This is a genomic window from Formosa sp. Hel1_31_208, assembly GCF_900104785.1.
Lineage (GTDB): Bacteria > Bacteroidota > Bacteroidia > Flavobacteriales > Flavobacteriaceae > Psychroserpens.
In genome coordinates this window covers 1,441,608-1,454,420 of sequence record NZ_LT629733.1, presented here as the reverse complement: position 1 = coordinate 1,454,420, position 12,813 = coordinate 1,441,608, and the positions used below count along the sequence as shown (strand labels likewise).

The 12,813-nt window shown below is 36.1% G+C and carries 23 protein-coding genes; all 23 read right to left on the bottom strand.

Annotated features, from left to right (window positions below):
- Positions 1 to 2: 2 nt before the first annotated feature.
- Positions 3 to 1,355, bottom strand: a complete 1,353-nt coding sequence (gene secY, locus BLT57_RS06575) for a preprotein translocase subunit SecY (RefSeq protein WP_091423901.1) — start codon at positions 1,353 to 1,355, stop codon at positions 3 to 5.
- A gap of 12 nt (positions 1,356 to 1,367) precedes the next feature.
- On the bottom strand, positions 1,368 to 1,820 hold the full coding sequence (gene rplO / locus BLT57_RS06570) for a 50S ribosomal protein L15 (RefSeq protein ID WP_091423899.1): 453 nt from the start codon (positions 1,818 to 1,820) through the stop codon (positions 1,368 to 1,370).
- A gap of 9 nt (positions 1,821 to 1,829) precedes the next feature.
- A complete protein-coding gene (gene rpmD, locus BLT57_RS06565) occupies positions 1,830 to 2,012 on the bottom strand; it encodes a 50S ribosomal protein L30 (protein WP_091423896.1) in 183 nt (60 codons plus the stop codon).
- An 11-nt stretch (positions 2,013 to 2,023) separates the two neighbouring features.
- The gene (gene rpsE, locus BLT57_RS06560) at positions 2,024 to 2,548 is read right to left on the bottom strand and encodes a 30S ribosomal protein S5 (protein ID WP_091423893.1); all 525 of its coding nucleotides are present in this window, start codon (positions 2,546 to 2,548) and stop codon (positions 2,024 to 2,026) included.
- 6 nt (positions 2,549 to 2,554) lie between these two features.
- A complete protein-coding gene (gene rplR / locus BLT57_RS06555) occupies positions 2,555 to 2,911 on the bottom strand; it encodes a 50S ribosomal protein L18 (protein WP_091423890.1) in 357 nt (118 codons plus the stop codon).
- A 10-nt stretch (positions 2,912 to 2,921) separates the two neighbouring features.
- Positions 2,922 to 3,464, bottom strand: a complete 543-nt coding sequence (rplF, locus tag BLT57_RS06550; protein WP_091423888.1) for a 50S ribosomal protein L6 — start codon at positions 3,462 to 3,464, stop codon at positions 2,922 to 2,924.
- Between the two features lie 17 nt (positions 3,465 to 3,481).
- Positions 3,482 to 3,880 (bottom strand): 30S ribosomal protein S8, encoded by a 399-nt coding sequence (gene rpsH / locus BLT57_RS06545; RefSeq protein WP_091423885.1) that lies wholly within the window; start codon positions 3,878 to 3,880, stop codon positions 3,482 to 3,484.
- 88 nt (positions 3,881 to 3,968) lie between these two features.
- On the bottom strand, positions 3,969 to 4,238 hold the full coding sequence (gene rpsN, locus BLT57_RS06540; RefSeq protein ID WP_033960808.1) for a 30S ribosomal protein S14: 270 nt from the start codon (positions 4,236 to 4,238) through the stop codon (positions 3,969 to 3,971).
- 3 nt (positions 4,239 to 4,241) lie between these two features.
- Complete coding sequence (gene rplE, locus BLT57_RS06535; RefSeq protein ID WP_091423882.1) at positions 4,242 to 4,793, bottom strand: 50S ribosomal protein L5; 552 nt, start codon at positions 4,791 to 4,793, stop codon at positions 4,242 to 4,244.
- 2 nt (positions 4,794 to 4,795) lie between these two features.
- A complete protein-coding gene (gene rplX / locus BLT57_RS06530; protein WP_091426691.1) occupies positions 4,796 to 5,107 on the bottom strand; it encodes a 50S ribosomal protein L24 in 312 nt (103 codons plus the stop codon).
- Positions 5,108 to 5,118: 11 nt separating this feature from the next.
- The gene (gene rplN / locus BLT57_RS06525; protein ID WP_028871112.1) at positions 5,119 to 5,487 is read right to left on the bottom strand and encodes a 50S ribosomal protein L14; all 369 of its coding nucleotides are present in this window, start codon (positions 5,485 to 5,487) and stop codon (positions 5,119 to 5,121) included.
- Positions 5,488 to 5,489: 2 nt separating this feature from the next.
- Positions 5,490 to 5,747 carry a 30S ribosomal protein S17 gene (gene rpsQ / locus BLT57_RS06520; protein WP_028871111.1) on the bottom strand — a complete coding sequence of 86 codons (258 nt, stop codon included), beginning with the start codon at positions 5,745 to 5,747 and terminating at the stop codon, positions 5,490 to 5,492.
- 18 nt (positions 5,748 to 5,765) lie between these two features.
- Positions 5,766 to 5,957, bottom strand: a complete 192-nt coding sequence (gene rpmC, locus BLT57_RS06515; protein ID WP_091423880.1) for a 50S ribosomal protein L29 — start codon at positions 5,955 to 5,957, stop codon at positions 5,766 to 5,768.
- Positions 5,958 to 5,970: 13 nt separating this feature from the next.
- A complete protein-coding gene (rplP, locus tag BLT57_RS06510) occupies positions 5,971 to 6,390 on the bottom strand; it encodes a 50S ribosomal protein L16 (protein ID WP_091423878.1) in 420 nt (139 codons plus the stop codon).
- Positions 6,391 to 6,409: 19 nt separating this feature from the next.
- Positions 6,410 to 7,129, bottom strand: a complete 720-nt coding sequence (gene rpsC, locus BLT57_RS06505) for a 30S ribosomal protein S3 (protein ID WP_091423876.1) — start codon at positions 7,127 to 7,129, stop codon at positions 6,410 to 6,412.
- 8 nt (positions 7,130 to 7,137) lie between these two features.
- Complete coding sequence (gene rplV / locus BLT57_RS06500) at positions 7,138 to 7,545, bottom strand: 50S ribosomal protein L22 (RefSeq protein WP_091423874.1); 408 nt, start codon at positions 7,543 to 7,545, stop codon at positions 7,138 to 7,140.
- A 6-nt stretch (positions 7,546 to 7,551) separates the two neighbouring features.
- Positions 7,552 to 7,830 (bottom strand): 30S ribosomal protein S19, encoded by a 279-nt coding sequence (gene rpsS / locus BLT57_RS06495; protein ID WP_091423871.1) that lies wholly within the window; start codon positions 7,828 to 7,830, stop codon positions 7,552 to 7,554.
- 10 nt (positions 7,831 to 7,840) lie between these two features.
- Positions 7,841 to 8,668 (bottom strand): 50S ribosomal protein L2, encoded by an 828-nt coding sequence (gene rplB, locus BLT57_RS06490; protein WP_091423868.1) that lies wholly within the window; start codon positions 8,666 to 8,668, stop codon positions 7,841 to 7,843.
- A 10-nt stretch (positions 8,669 to 8,678) separates the two neighbouring features.
- The gene (gene rplW, locus BLT57_RS06485) at positions 8,679 to 8,966 is read right to left on the bottom strand and encodes a 50S ribosomal protein L23 (RefSeq protein WP_091423866.1); all 288 of its coding nucleotides are present in this window, start codon (positions 8,964 to 8,966) and stop codon (positions 8,679 to 8,681) included.
- A gap of 7 nt (positions 8,967 to 8,973) precedes the next feature.
- On the bottom strand, positions 8,974 to 9,603 hold the full coding sequence (rplD, locus tag BLT57_RS06480; RefSeq protein WP_091423863.1) for a 50S ribosomal protein L4: 630 nt from the start codon (positions 9,601 to 9,603) through the stop codon (positions 8,974 to 8,976).
- Positions 9,603 to 10,220, bottom strand: a complete 618-nt coding sequence (rplC, locus tag BLT57_RS06475; RefSeq protein WP_091423860.1) for a 50S ribosomal protein L3 — start codon at positions 10,218 to 10,220, stop codon at positions 9,603 to 9,605. The genes rplD and rplC overlap by 1 nt, the downstream gene beginning before the upstream one ends.
- Before the next feature lie 142 nt (positions 10,221 to 10,362).
- Positions 10,363 to 10,668: a 30S ribosomal protein S10 gene (gene rpsJ, locus BLT57_RS06470; RefSeq protein ID WP_007650482.1), complete on the bottom strand. Its 306-nt coding sequence runs from the start codon at positions 10,666 to 10,668 to the stop codon at positions 10,363 to 10,365.
- A gap of 13 nt (positions 10,669 to 10,681) precedes the next feature.
- On the bottom strand, positions 10,682 to 12,808 hold the full coding sequence (gene fusA / locus BLT57_RS06465) for an elongation factor G (RefSeq protein WP_091423858.1): 2,127 nt from the start codon (positions 12,806 to 12,808) through the stop codon (positions 10,682 to 10,684).
- Positions 12,809 to 12,813: the final 5 nt, after the last annotated feature.

Here is a 12,813-nt window from a genome sequence, read left to right as displayed (position 1 = left end):
AATTAAGCTACCGCTTTTCTATTTTTACCAGTTTTCATCAAGCCATCATAATGTTTATTCAACAGATATGAATTCACTTGTTGCATGGTGTCTATTGCAACTCCAACCATAATTAGTAGCGATGTGCCACCAAAGAATAATGCCCATCCACCTTGCACGTCCATAAGCTTTACAATAATTGCTGGGAACACAGCTATTAATGCTAAAAAAATAGAACCTGGTAAGGTTATTTGTGACATTATTTTATCTAAATATTCTGAAGTCTCAGTTCCTGGACGAATCCCTGGAATAAAACCACCACTTCGTTTTAAATCATCAGCCATTTTGTTCGTAGGAACCGTAATCGCCGTATAGAAATACGTAAAGATGATAATTAATAATGCGAACACTACGTTGTACCATAATCCGAAAGGATCATTAAACTGTGTTTGCATCCACTGTCCCACTTCACTTGATGAACCAAAAGACTTCCCAATTAAACTAGGCACGAACATAATTGCTTGTGCGAAGATAATTGGCATTACTCCTGATGCATTTAGCTTTAGAGGTAAAAATTGTCTCGATCCAAACACGTTTTTTTCATAACCACCTGACGCTGTCCTTCTTGCGTATTGAACGGCTATTTTTCTAACTGCCATTACCAACATGACTGATGCTAGAATGATTACAAACCAAACAACGAGTTCGATTAAGATCATCATTAATCCACCATTTCCACCACCGTCTAAACGAGATGCAGCATTTTGAATGAATGACTGTGGTAAAGTTGCAATAATACCAACCATAATTAATAATGAAATACCATTACCAATACCTTTATCTGTAATCTTTTCACCTAACCACATTGCGAATATACACCCAGTCACCAAGATGATCACTGAAGATATATAAAATGTTGGACCTGTACCTAATAAGAATGCCGTAGAAGGAATACCAAATGCTGGTTGTAAACTTGCTAAATACCCAGGTGCTTGGAATAAACAAATGATTATCGTTAGCCAACGTGTAATTTGAGTAATCTTCTTTTGTCCACTAGCACCTTCTTTTTGTAGTTTTTGCAGATAAGGAATCGCAATTCCCATCAACTGCACCACAATTGAAGCTGAAATGTAAGGCATAATACCTAATGCAAATACCGACGCATTAGCGAAAGCCCCACCTGTAAACATATTAAGAATTCCTAATATACCTTCATTTGTACCATCGGCTAAACCACCTAACTGACTTGCATCAATACCCGGTAAAACAACTTGAGCACCAAAACGGTACACCAAAAGCAGACCAAGTGTTAAAATGATTCTGTCTTTGAGCTCAGTTATTTTCCAAACATTTTTTAATGTCTCTATAAATTTCATACTAAAGTGTTCTTATAAAGTTACAGCTTCTCCACCTGCAGCTTCAATTGCAGCTTTTGCTGAAGCAGTAAATTTATGAGCAGTTACTGTTAATTTTGATTTTAATTCGCCTCGACCAAGAATTTTTACTAATTCATTCTTTCCAGCCAAACCTAGATCTACTAAAGTTTGAAAATCAACTGCATCTTTTATTTTCTTGTTATCTACTAACTCTTGTAACTTATCTAAGTTTACACCTTGATATTCTACGCGGTTAATATTTTTAAATCCAAATTTAGGAACTCGTCTTTGAAGTGGCATTTGACCACCTTCGAAACCTAATTTCTTAGAGTAACCAGACCGAGATTTTGCTCCTTTGTGACCACGTGTTGCAGTACCACCTTTTCCGGAACCCTGTCCTCGACCTACTCTTTTACCTTGACTCTTTACAGAACCTTTTGCTGGTTTTAAATTACTTAAGTTCATTGTATCTTATTATTTTGTTTCTTCTACAGAAACTAAATGTGAAACTTTACTTACCATTCCAAGTATACTTGGAGACGCATCATGCACTTTGGTTTGACCAATTCTATTTAACCCAAGAGCCTCTAATGTTCTCTTTTGAGTTTGCGTACGATTTATTGCGCTTTTTACTTTTGTTACTTTAATCTTTGCCATCGTCCTATTGATTAACCGTTAAAAACTTTTCCAAGAGAAATCCCTCTATCCTTTGCAATTGCATTTGCATCTCTTAATTGAAGTAAAGCATCAAACGTAGCTTTTACAACATTGTGAGGATTAGAAGACCCTTGAGATTTTGATAATACGTCATGTACACCAACTGCTTCCAAAACTGTTCTCACAGCTCCACCAGCAATTACACCAGTACCAGGAGCTGCAGGAATAATATTTACTCTTGCACCACCAAATTTGCCTTTTTGTTCGTGAGGTAACGTTCCTTTAATAATAGGAATCCTTACTAAATTTTTCTTAGCGTCTTCAACTGCTTTTGAAATTGCAGTAGCAACGTCTTTAGATTTTCCTAAACCGTGACCTACTACTCCTGCTTCATCACCAACCACTACGATCGCTGAAAAACCAAAAGCTCTACCACCTTTTGTTACTTTGGTAACTCTTTGCACACCAACCAAACGATCTTTAAGATCAATTCCACTTGGTTTTACTAATTCTGCGTTTTTATATTTTTGATACATAGTGTCTTAGAATTTAAGTCCGCCTTCTCTTGCGCCTTCAGCTAATGATTTTACTCTTCCGTGATATTGGTATCCTCCTCTATCAAAAGAAATCGTATTGATACCTGCTTTGATTGCTCTCTCAGCTACAGCTTTGCCAACTAAGGCTGCTATTTCTGTTTTAGATCCTTTAGTTGAAGCAACATCTTTATCTCTTGAAGACGCTGCTGCCAAGGTTTTCCCTGTTACATCATCTACTACTTGAGCATAGATTTCTTTATTACTTCTAAAAACAGCCAAACGTGGTCTTGCTTCTGTACCAGAAACAACTTTACGTATTCTGCTTTTTATTCTTAGTCTTTTTTCGTTTTTTGTTAATATCATAACTAATTTTTTAAGCTGATTTACCTGCTTTTCTTCTTAATTCTTCACCAACAAACTTCACACCTTTTCCTTTGTACGGTTCTGGTCTTCTGAAACCGCGAATTTTCGCAGCAACTTGTCCTACTAATTGTTTATCGTGAGACGTCAATTTTATTATTGGGTTTTTACCTTTTTCTGAAATGGTTTCAATTTTCACTTCTGGTGCTACGTTTAACACGATATTATGAGAGAATCCTAAGGCCAAATCTAATTTTTGTCCTTGGTTTGATGCTCTATAACCTACACCAACAAGCTCTAATTCTTTAGACCATCCTTTAGATACACCTTCAATCATATTGTGCATTAAGGATCTGTATAAACCGTGTTTAGCTTTTTGATCTTTGTTGTCTGATGAGCGTGTTACAAGTACGTTTCCGTCTTCAACTTTAATCTCAACAGTATCATAGTTTTGTGTTAATTCTCCTAATTTACCTTTTACAGTAACTACGTTGTCTTTAACATCAACCGTCACTCCTTCTGGAATGGCTACTGGGTTATTTCCTATTCTTGACATGTTCTTTCTGCTTTAAATTAGTAAACGTAACACAATAATTCACCACCTACATTTTCTCTTTGCGCTTGCTTTCCTGTTATAACACCATGAGATGTAGAAACAATCGCAATACCTAATCCGTTAAGAATTCTTGGCATTTCAGTAGAGCTGGCATACTTTCGTAAACCTGGTGTACTTATTCTTTGTATCTTTTTGATGACCGATTCTTTAGTTTCTTTGTTATACTTCAAAGCAATCTTGATTGTTCCTTGTACACTAGAATCGTCGAATTTGTAACTTAAAATATATCCTTGATCGAATAAAATTTTAGTTATCTCCTTTTTTAAATTTGATGCAGGAATCTCAACAACTCTATGGTTGGCTTTTACTGCATTTCTGATTCTTGTTAAGTAATCAGCAATTGGATCTGTATTCATTTATATTAATTTGCGGTAACGGTTTTCGATGACTCTCGAACCTGAGACCAATTTATAATTCTTGTTAATCGCGCAAGGCGCAGGTATATTACCAAGATGCCTTTCTAACACCCGGGATTAAACCCTGATTCGCCATTTCACGAAATGTAACACGCGAAACACCAAAAGTTCTCATATATCCCTTTGGTCTTCCTGTTAACTTACATCTGTTGTGCATTCTAACAGGTGAAGCATTTTTTGGTAACTTTTGTAATGCCTCATAATCTCCAGCTTCTTTTAAAGCCTTACGTTTTTCAGCATACTTTGCTACTGTTTTTGCTCTTTTCACCTCACGGGCTTTCATTGATTCTTTAGCCATATCTTAGTTCTTTTGAAAAGGTAATCCTAATTCAGTTAATAACGATTTTGCTTCTTTATCTGTATCAGCAGATGTTACGAAAGTAATATCCATACCAGAAATTTTGTTGATCTTGTCAATATTGATTTCCGGAAAGATAATTTGTTCTACAACACCTAGGTTATAATTTCCTCTACCATCAAAACCTGTCGCCTTGATACCACCAAAATCTCTAACCCTTGGTAATGCCGAAGTTACTAAACGATCTAAAAACTCATACATATGCTCTCCTCTCAACGTTACTCTAACGCCAATAGGCATTCCTTTACGTAATTTGAACGATGCAACATCCTTTTTAGATAATGTAGACACAGCTTTCTGACCAGATATCATAGTTAATTCATCAATTGCATGATCAATTAATTTCTTATCGGCAACAGCAGCTCCAACTCCTTTAGATATAACTATCTTTTTAAGTTTAGGAACTTGCATTACGTTTTTATATCCGAATTCTTCTGTAAGAGCAGTAACAACTTTGTCCTTGTACTCTTGTTTTAATCTTGGAATATAAGCCATAACTATATTACTTCATTTGATTTTGTTGAAAACCTAACTTTCTTGTCACCTTCCATTTTGTAACCTATTCTTGTTGCTTCACCTTTCGATGTTAACAATGATAAATTAGACATATGGATTGGTGCTTCTTTTTCTACAATTCCACCTTGAGGACTTTGTGCACTTGGTTTCGTATGTTTCTTAACCATGTTCACGCCTTCTACGATGGCTTTGTTTTTATCCTTTAATACCTTAAGAACGTTTCCTTCTGTACCTTTGTGGTCTCCAGCTATCACTCTTACTGTATCTCCTGATTTAATTTTAAACTTTGTCATTTTATTAGTCATTAAAGCACTTCTGGTGCTAATGAAACAATTTTCATGAATTGTCTATCACGAAGTTCTCTAGCTACTGGTCCAAATACACGTGTTCCTCTCATTTCTCCTGTTGGATTTAAAAGCACACAAGCGTTATCATCAAATCTTATATAAGATCCATCTGGACGTCTCACTTCTTTTTTAGTACGAACTACTACTGCTGTTGATACTGCTCCCTTTTTAATGTTTCCATTAGGAGTCGCATCTTTTACTGAGACAACAATTTTATCTCCAATAGAAGCGTATCTTCTTTTTGTACCACCTAGAACTCGGATAGTTAAAACTTCCTTAGCTCCAGTGTTATCAGCTACTTTTAATCTTGATTCTTGTTGTACCATAATTACTTCGCTCTTTCAATTATTTCTACTAATCTCCAACATTTAGATTTACTTAAAGGTCTAGTTTCCATGATCTTTACCGTATCACCAATGTTACAGTCATTTGTTTCGTCGTGAGCAACATATTTCTTTGTTTTCAAAACGAATTTTCCGTACATAGGATGTTTTACTTTTTTAACTTCAGCAACCACAATTGATTTCTGCATTTTGTTACTAGTAACAACTCCTATACGCTCTTTTCTTAAGTGTCTTTTTTCCATCTTTCAGCCAGAATACAATTATTGTATTTCTCTTTTAGTTAATTCTGTTGCAATTCTTGCTACTGAACGTCTCACGTTTCGTAACTGAATTGGGTTATCTAATGGAGAGATTGCATGAGCCATTTTTAGGTCTGCATAACTCTTTTTAGTTTCACCAAGTTTCTCCTGTAACTCAGTTACTGATAATTCTTTAATTTCTGATTGTTTCATAATATCAAATCAATTATGCTTCGTAATCTCGAGCAATTAAAAACTTAGTTTTTACTGGTAGTTTCTGTGCAGCTAAACGCAAGGCTTCTTTTGCAACATCCATTGGCACTCCACCAACTTCAAATAAAATTCTACCTGGTTTTACTACGGCTACCCAATACTCTACAGCACCTTTACCTTTACCCATACGTACTTCTAATGGCTTTTTAGTAATTGGTTTGTCTGGGAAAACTTTAATCCACAATTGACCTTCTCTCTTCATGTAACGAGTTGCAGCAATACGCGCAGCTTCGATTTGACGAGATGTCAAGAAATTAGAATCTAAAGATTTTATTCCAAACATACCATTAGAAAGTAGGTGACCTCTTCCGGTATTTCCTTTCATACGTCCTTTTTGGACTTTACGAAATTTTGTTCTTTTCGGTTGTAACATTATTACTTTTCTTTAAAAATTACTTTCTACGACGAGATTTGTTGTCCCGACCGCGTCCTCCAGACTTACCACCTTGTTTCTTAGACAAGCCAACTAATGGAGAAAGTTCTCTTTTTCCGTAAACTTCACCTTTCATAATCCATACTTTAACACCTAATCTACCATAAGTAGTATGTGCTTCAACTAAAGCATAGTCAATATCGGCTCTAAAAGTAGACAGAGGAATACGTCCTTCTTTATAATGCTCGCTACGTGCCATTTCAGCACCATTTAAACGACCACTAATCTGAATTTTTATTCCTTCAGCATTCATACGCATAGCAGCAGCAATTGCCATTTTGATTGCACGTCTATAAGAGATACGATTCTCAATTTGACGAGCAACACTTGATCCTACTAAAAACGCATCGAGTTCAGGTCTCTTAATTTCAAAGATATTTAACTGAACTTCTTTTCCAGTAATTTTCTTAAGCTCTTCTTTTAACTTGTCTACCTCTTGACCACCTTTTCCGATAATAATACCAGGTCTAGCAGTAGTGATAGTAACGGTTACAAGTTTAAGTGTACGCTCAATAATAACCCTAGATACACTAGCTTTTGATAAACGAGCATGGATATACTTTCTGATTTTATCGTCTTCAGCAAGTTTATCACCATAATCATTTCCACCATACCAGTTAGATTCCCATCCTCTGATAATTCCTAAACGATTTCCGATTGGATTTGTCTTTTGTCCCATATCTCTATTTAAGCTTGTGTGTTATTTTTAGCTCCAATCACAACTGTTACGTGATTAGATCTTTTTCTTATTCTGTGAGCACGACCTTGAGGTGCTGGACGCAATCTTTTTAACATCGATCCTCCATCAACTCTAATCTCTTGAACAAATAAATCTGCATCTTCAATAGCTGCATCTTCATTTTTAGCTTGCCAATTAGCAATCGCCGATAATAATAATTTCTCTAATCGACGAGATGCTTCTTTAGAACTAAATCTTAAGATTTGTAATGCTTTTTCAGCCTCTTTACCTCTTACCAAGTCTGCAACTAATCGCATTTTTCTTGGTGAAGTAGGACAGTTATTCAATTTTGCAAATGCAATATTCTTTCTGCCTTCCTTAATAGCGTCTGCCATTTGTTTTTTACGACTTCCCATAGCTTACTATTTTTTTCCTTTATTTTTCGCACCTGCATGACCTCTAAAGGATCGTGTTGGTGAAAATTCTCCTAACTTATGACCTACCATGTTTTCTGTTACGTAAACTGGTACAAATTGACGTCCGTTGTGAACTGCAATCGTTTGTCCAACAAAATCTGGAGAAATCATAGAGGCTCTAGACCACGTTTTGATTACCGATTTTTTGTTAGATGCTACATTTTCAGCAACTTTTTTACTCAATTTATAATGGATGTAAGGTCCTTTTTTTAATGAACGTGCCATATTATCTCAATTATTTCTTTCTACGTTCTACAATATATTTATTACTCGCTTTAGTCTTAGAACGCGTTCTATAACCTTTCGCTGGAATACCATTTCTTGATCTTGGGTGACCTCCTGAAGATTTACCTTCACCACCTCCCATTGGGTGATCAACTGGATTCATTACTACTGGTCTTACTCTTGGTCTTCTACCTAACCACCTTGATCTACCTGCTTTACCAGAAACCGTTAATTGATGATCAGAGTTAGAAATTACTCCAATAGTAGCCATACATTCTGAAAGTATCAGTCTTGTCTCTCCAGATGGCAACTTCACAGTTGCGAACTTACCGTCTCTTGCCATTAACTGAGCAAATGCTCCAGCACTTCTTGCCATTACTGCTCCTTGTCCAGGACGTAATTCAATACATGAAATGATTGTTCCTAATGGAATTTGACTTAATGGCATAGCGTTACCAATTTCTGGCGCTATTCCTTCTTTTCCAGATACTACATTTTGCCCAACTTGTAAACCATTCTGAGCAATAATGTAACGCTTTTCTCCATCTTGATAATTCAATAATGCGATAAAAGCTGTTCTGTTTGGATCGTATTGGATTGAAGCAACTTCACCAGGTACTCCTGTTTTATTACGTTTGAAATCAATAATACGATACTTTCTCTTATGACCTCCACCGATTTGGCGCATGGTCATTTTTCCTCGATTGTTTCTACCACCAGATCTTTTGTTCGGAACGAGTAAACTCTTTTCCGGCTTATCAGTAGTTATGGCATCGAATCCATTTACTACTCTAAATCGCTGAGCTGATGTGATTGGTTTTAATTTTCTTACTGACATTATTGTCTAATTACATGTTAGTGTATAAATCAATTACTTCACCTTCCGCCAGTTGTACAATTGCTTTTTTAACAGCATTTGTTTTACCATGTTGAATACCAGTTTTTGTGAACTTAGTACTACGATCTGGACGGACATTTATAGTACGAACTTTTTCAACAGAGACTCCATAAGCAGCTTCTACTGCTTTTTTGATTTCTACCTTGTTCGCCTTGGTGTTCACTTGAAATGTAAAGCAGTTATTCAACTCACTATTGGTTGTTGCTTTTTCAGTGATGATAGGTTTAATTAAGATCATTGTCTTCTTATTTACTTAAATTCGATTCAATTCCTTCTAAAGAACTCTCTAAAAGAATTAATTTATTTGCGTTTAAAATTTTATAAGTACTTAATTCTGAGTTAATTACCACATCAGAGCCTTTAAAATTTCGTGATGACAAATATACATTATTATTTGACGCACCCAACACAAACAAAGATTTTTTGTCTTGTATATCTAGTGCTTTCAATACTGCTGTAAAGTTTTTCGTCTTTGGCGCATCAAAATTGAAATCTTCCAAAACAACGATATCTTTATCATTAGCCTTCATAGTTAACGCTGATTTACGCGCTAAACGTTTCAGGTTTTTATTCAGTTTAATACTGTAATTTCTTGGTCTTGGTCCGAACATACGTCCACCACCTCTAAAAACACCAGATTTGATACTACCTGCTCTCGCTGTACCAGTACCCTTTTGTTTTTTAATCTTACGTGTACTTCCTGAAATTTCTGCTCTTTCTTTTGCCTTGTGCGTTCCTTGACGTTGGTTAGCAAGATATTGCTTCACGTCTAAGTAAACAGCATGATTATTAGGCTCAATAGCAAACACATCTTTAGAAAGGTCTACCTTTCTACCTGTGTCTTTTCCGTTTATATCTAAAACTGCTACTTTCATTATTTTTGAATAATTACATAAGAGTTTTTGTGTCCTGGAACACATCCTTTAACCACAAGTAAGTTCTTTTCAGCAACTACTTTGTAGACTCTTAAATTTTCAACATATACTCTCTCGCCACCCATTCGACCTGCCATTTTCATTCCTTTGAAAACTCTCGCAGGATATGACGCAGCACCGATAGAACCTGGAGCTCTTAAACGGTTATGCTGTCCATGTGTTGCTTGACCAACACCAGCAAATCCATGACGTTTTACAACACCCTGGAATCCTTTTCCTTTAGAAGTTCCAGCTACATCAACGTACTCACCTTCGATAAAGTGCTCCACTGTTATTGCATCTCCTAATTTGTAATCTCCTTCAAATCCTTGAAATTCCGCGACTTTTGATTTAACAGAAGTACCAGCTTTTTTGGCGTGACCCATTTCAGCTTTTGTAGCACTTTTCTCTGTCTTGTCATCGAAACCAAGTTGAAGGGCACTGTACCCGTCGACCTCTTCGGTTCTGACTTGGGTAACGATACATGGCCCAGCTTCGATTACTGTACATGGAATGTTCTTTCCATTTTCATCGAAAATGCTGGTCATACCGATTTTTCTTCCTATTAACCCAGACATAATTATTAATTTATTTATTATTACTATTCATTAAAATTCAAGGCCGAAAATACATTCGACCTTGAATTGTACTTTTACCGTTTTTCCTTCGCACGCAGCTCTGGACATGTTTCGCTTTTATCTTTTAAGCGATAAGATTCACTTACACTTTAATTTCTACTTCAACTCCACTTGGCAATTCAAGTTTCATTAATGCATCAATAGTTTTAGAAGATGAAGAGTAAATATCTAATAAACGCTTGTAAGAGCTTAATTGAAATTGTTCTCTAGACTTCTTGTTTACGTGCGGTGAACGCAATACAGTGAAAATCTTTTTGTGTGTTGGTAATGGAATTGGACCAGTTACTACAGCACCCGTACTTTTTACTGTTTTTACAATCTTATCAGCAGACTTATCAACTAAATTGTGATCGTAAGACTTTAATTTTATTCTAATTTTCTGACTCATTTTCTTTTTAGTTTTAAGCTTCTACGCCTTTTGCTGCTGCTATAACTTCCTCTGAAATATTTTTAGGAGTTTCAGCATAATGTGAAAATTCCATTGTTGATGTTGCACGACCTGAAGATAATGTTCTTAACGTGGTTACATAACCGAACATCTCAGATAATGGCACAGTTGCTTTTACAGTTTTTGCACCAGCTCTATCCCCCATATCACTTACTTGACCACGACGACGGTTTAAGTCACCAACAATATCACCCATGTTTTCTTCTGGAGTAATAACTTCAAGTTTCATGATTGGCTCCATGATCACTGCTTTAGCTGCTTTGGCAGAATTCTTAAATCCTAACTTAGCTGCTAACTCGAAAGACAATTGATCAGAATCCACATCATGGTAAGACCCATCTTTCAATGTCACCTTCATCGAATCAATTTCATAACCAGCTAATGGTCCATTAACCATTGCCATTTTGAATCCTTTTTCTATTGAAGGAATAAATTCTTTAGGAACGTTACCACCTTTTATTACAGACTCGAATTGTAATCCTACAACTCCTTCATCTGCCGGTTCTACAGTAAATACAATATCAGCAAATTTACCACGACCACCAGATTGTTTCTTATAAACTTCTCTGTGATCTGCCGCAGCTGTAATAGCTTCCTTGTATTCAACCTGAGGTTGACCTTGATTAACCTCAACTTTGAATTCACGTTTTAAACGATCTACAATTACATCTAAGTGCAACTCACCCATTCCAGAAATAATAGTCTGTCCTGAAGCCTCGTCTGAACGCACTGTAAATGTTGGATCTTCTTCAGCTAATTTAGCTAAACCAATACCCAATTTATCAACATCTGCCTTAGTCTTAGGCTCAACCGCAATACCAATAACTGGATCAGGGAAGTCCATCGATTCTAAAACGATCGGATGTTTTTCATCTGAAAGTGTATCTCCTGTTTTGATAGATTTAAATCCAACAGCAGCTCCAATATCTCCAGCTTCTATAAAATCGATTGCATTTTGCTTATTAGCGTGCATTTGATAGATACGTGAAATACGTTCTTTTTTACCGGAACGATTGTTTAACACATAAGAACCTGCATCTAAACGACCAGAATAAGCACGGAAAAATGCCAAACGACCAACAAAAGGGTCTGTAGCAATCTTAAACGCTAATGCAGCAAAAGGTTCCTTTACATCAGGCTTACGCAATTCTTCTTTCTCTGTATCTGGATTCATACCTACGATACCTTCCTTATCCATTGGAGAAGGCAAGTAACGACATACAGCATCTAACAAGAACTGCACACCTTTATTCTTAAATGCAGAACCACAAATCATAGGAATAATAGCCATATCCATAACAGCAGCTCTAAGCGCAGCATGCACTTCATCTTCTGTTATTGAATCTTCATCTTCCATGAACTTCTCTAGTAAGTTCTCATCGTAACCAGCTACTTCTTCAATAAGTAATGCTCTGTATTTTTTTGCTTCAGCTTTAAGCTCTTCTGGAATTTCAATCACATCAAAAGTCGCCCCTTGTGTTTCATCATGCCAAACGATAGCTCTATTCTTTACTAAATCAATAATCCCTTTAAAATCTTCTTCGTCACCAATATTTAAAACGATTGGCACCGCATTAGATTTTAACATATCTTTTACTTGTTGACAAACACCTAAAAAGTCAGATCCTTGACGGTCCATTTTATTAACGAAACCAATACGAGGCACTTTATAGTTATCTGCTAATCTCCAGTTAGTTTCAGATTGTGGCTCAACACCATCTACTGCACTAAATAAGAACACTAAACCATCAAGTACACGTAATGACCGATTTACTTCTACTGTAAAATCAACGTGACCCGGTGTGTCAATAATATTGAAGTGGTAATCTTTTGCATCTGGAGTAGGCTCAGCATTTTCCTTAGGAAAAACCCAAGTACAAGTTGTTGCAGCAGACGTAATTGTAATACCTCTTTCCTGCTCTTGCTCCATCCAGTCCATTGTTGCAGCACCATCATGTACTTCACCAATTTTATGAGAAACACCTGTATAATAAAGAACACGTTCTGTTGTAGTGGTTTTTCCTGCATCAATGTGAGCAGCAATACCTATATTTCTTGTATATTTTAAATCTCTTGCCATTTCTT

Excerpts from the sequence above, each read along its gene's own strand:
- secY (WP_091423901.1), bottom strand. The coding sequence starts at position 1,355 with ATGAAATTTATAGAGACATTAAAAAATGTTTGGAAAATAACTGAGCTC.
- rplO (WP_091423899.1), bottom strand. The coding sequence starts at position 1,820 with ATGAACTTAAGTAATTTAAAACCAGCAAAAGGTTCTGTAAAGAGTCAA.
- rpmD (WP_091423896.1), bottom strand. The coding sequence starts at position 2,012 with ATGGCAAAGATTAAAGTAACAAAAGTAAAAAGCGCAATAAATCGTACG.
- rpsE (WP_091423893.1), bottom strand. The coding sequence starts at position 2,548 with ATGTATCAAAAATATAAAAACGCAGAATTAGTAAAACCAAGTGGAATT.
- rplR (WP_091423890.1), bottom strand. The coding sequence starts at position 2,911 with ATGATATTAACAAAAAACGAAAAAAGACTAAGAATAAAAAGCAGAATA.
- rplF (WP_091423888.1), bottom strand. The coding sequence starts at position 3,464 with ATGTCAAGAATAGGAAATAACCCAGTAGCCATTCCAGAAGGAGTGACG.
- rpsH (WP_091423885.1), bottom strand. The coding sequence starts at position 3,880 with ATGAATACAGATCCAATTGCTGATTACTTAACAAGAATCAGAAATGCA.
- rpsN (WP_033960808.1), bottom strand. The coding sequence starts at position 4,238 with ATGGCTAAAGAATCAATGAAAGCCCGTGAGGTGAAAAGAGCAAAAACA.
- rplE (WP_091423882.1), bottom strand. The coding sequence starts at position 4,793 with ATGGCTTATATTCCAAGATTAAAACAAGAGTACAAGGACAAAGTTGTT.
- rplX (WP_091426691.1), bottom strand. The coding sequence starts at position 5,107 with ATGACAAAGTTTAAAATTAAATCAGGAGATACAGTAAGAGTGATAGCT.
- rplN (WP_028871112.1), bottom strand. The coding sequence starts at position 5,487 with ATGGTACAACAAGAATCAAGATTAAAAGTAGCTGATAACACTGGAGCT.
- rpsQ (WP_028871111.1), bottom strand. The coding sequence starts at position 5,747 with ATGGAAAAAAGACACTTAAGAAAAGAGCGTATAGGAGTTGTTACTAGT.
- rpmC (WP_091423880.1), bottom strand. The coding sequence starts at position 5,957 with ATGAAACAATCAGAAATTAAAGAATTATCAGTAACTGAGTTACAGGAG.
- rplP (WP_091423878.1), bottom strand. The coding sequence starts at position 6,390 with ATGTTACAACCGAAAAGAACAAAATTTCGTAAAGTCCAAAAAGGACGT.
- rpsC (WP_091423876.1), bottom strand. The coding sequence starts at position 7,129 with ATGGGACAAAAGACAAATCCAATCGGAAATCGTTTAGGAATTATCAGA.
- rplV (WP_091423874.1), bottom strand. The coding sequence starts at position 7,545 with ATGGGAAGTCGTAAAAAACAAATGGCAGACGCTATTAAGGAAGGCAGA.
- rpsS (WP_091423871.1), bottom strand. The coding sequence starts at position 7,830 with ATGGCACGTTCATTAAAAAAAGGACCTTACATCCATTATAAATTGAGT.
- rplB (WP_091423868.1), bottom strand. The coding sequence starts at position 8,668 with ATGTCAGTAAGAAAATTAAAACCAATCACATCAGCTCAGCGATTTAGA.
- rplW (WP_091423866.1), bottom strand. The coding sequence starts at position 8,966 with ATGATCTTAATTAAACCTATCATCACTGAAAAAGCAACAACCAATAGT.
- rplD (WP_091423863.1), bottom strand. The coding sequence starts at position 9,603 with ATGAAAGTAGCAGTTTTAGATATAAACGGAAAAGACACAGGTAGAAAG.
- rplC (WP_091423860.1), bottom strand. The coding sequence starts at position 10,220 with ATGTCTGGGTTAATAGGAAGAAAAATCGGTATGACCAGCATTTTCGAT.
- rpsJ (WP_007650482.1), bottom strand. The coding sequence starts at position 10,668 with ATGAGTCAGAAAATTAGAATAAAATTAAAGTCTTACGATCACAATTTA.
- fusA (WP_091423858.1), bottom strand. The coding sequence starts at position 12,808 with ATGGCAAGAGATTTAAAATATACAAGAAATATAGGTATTGCTGCTCAC.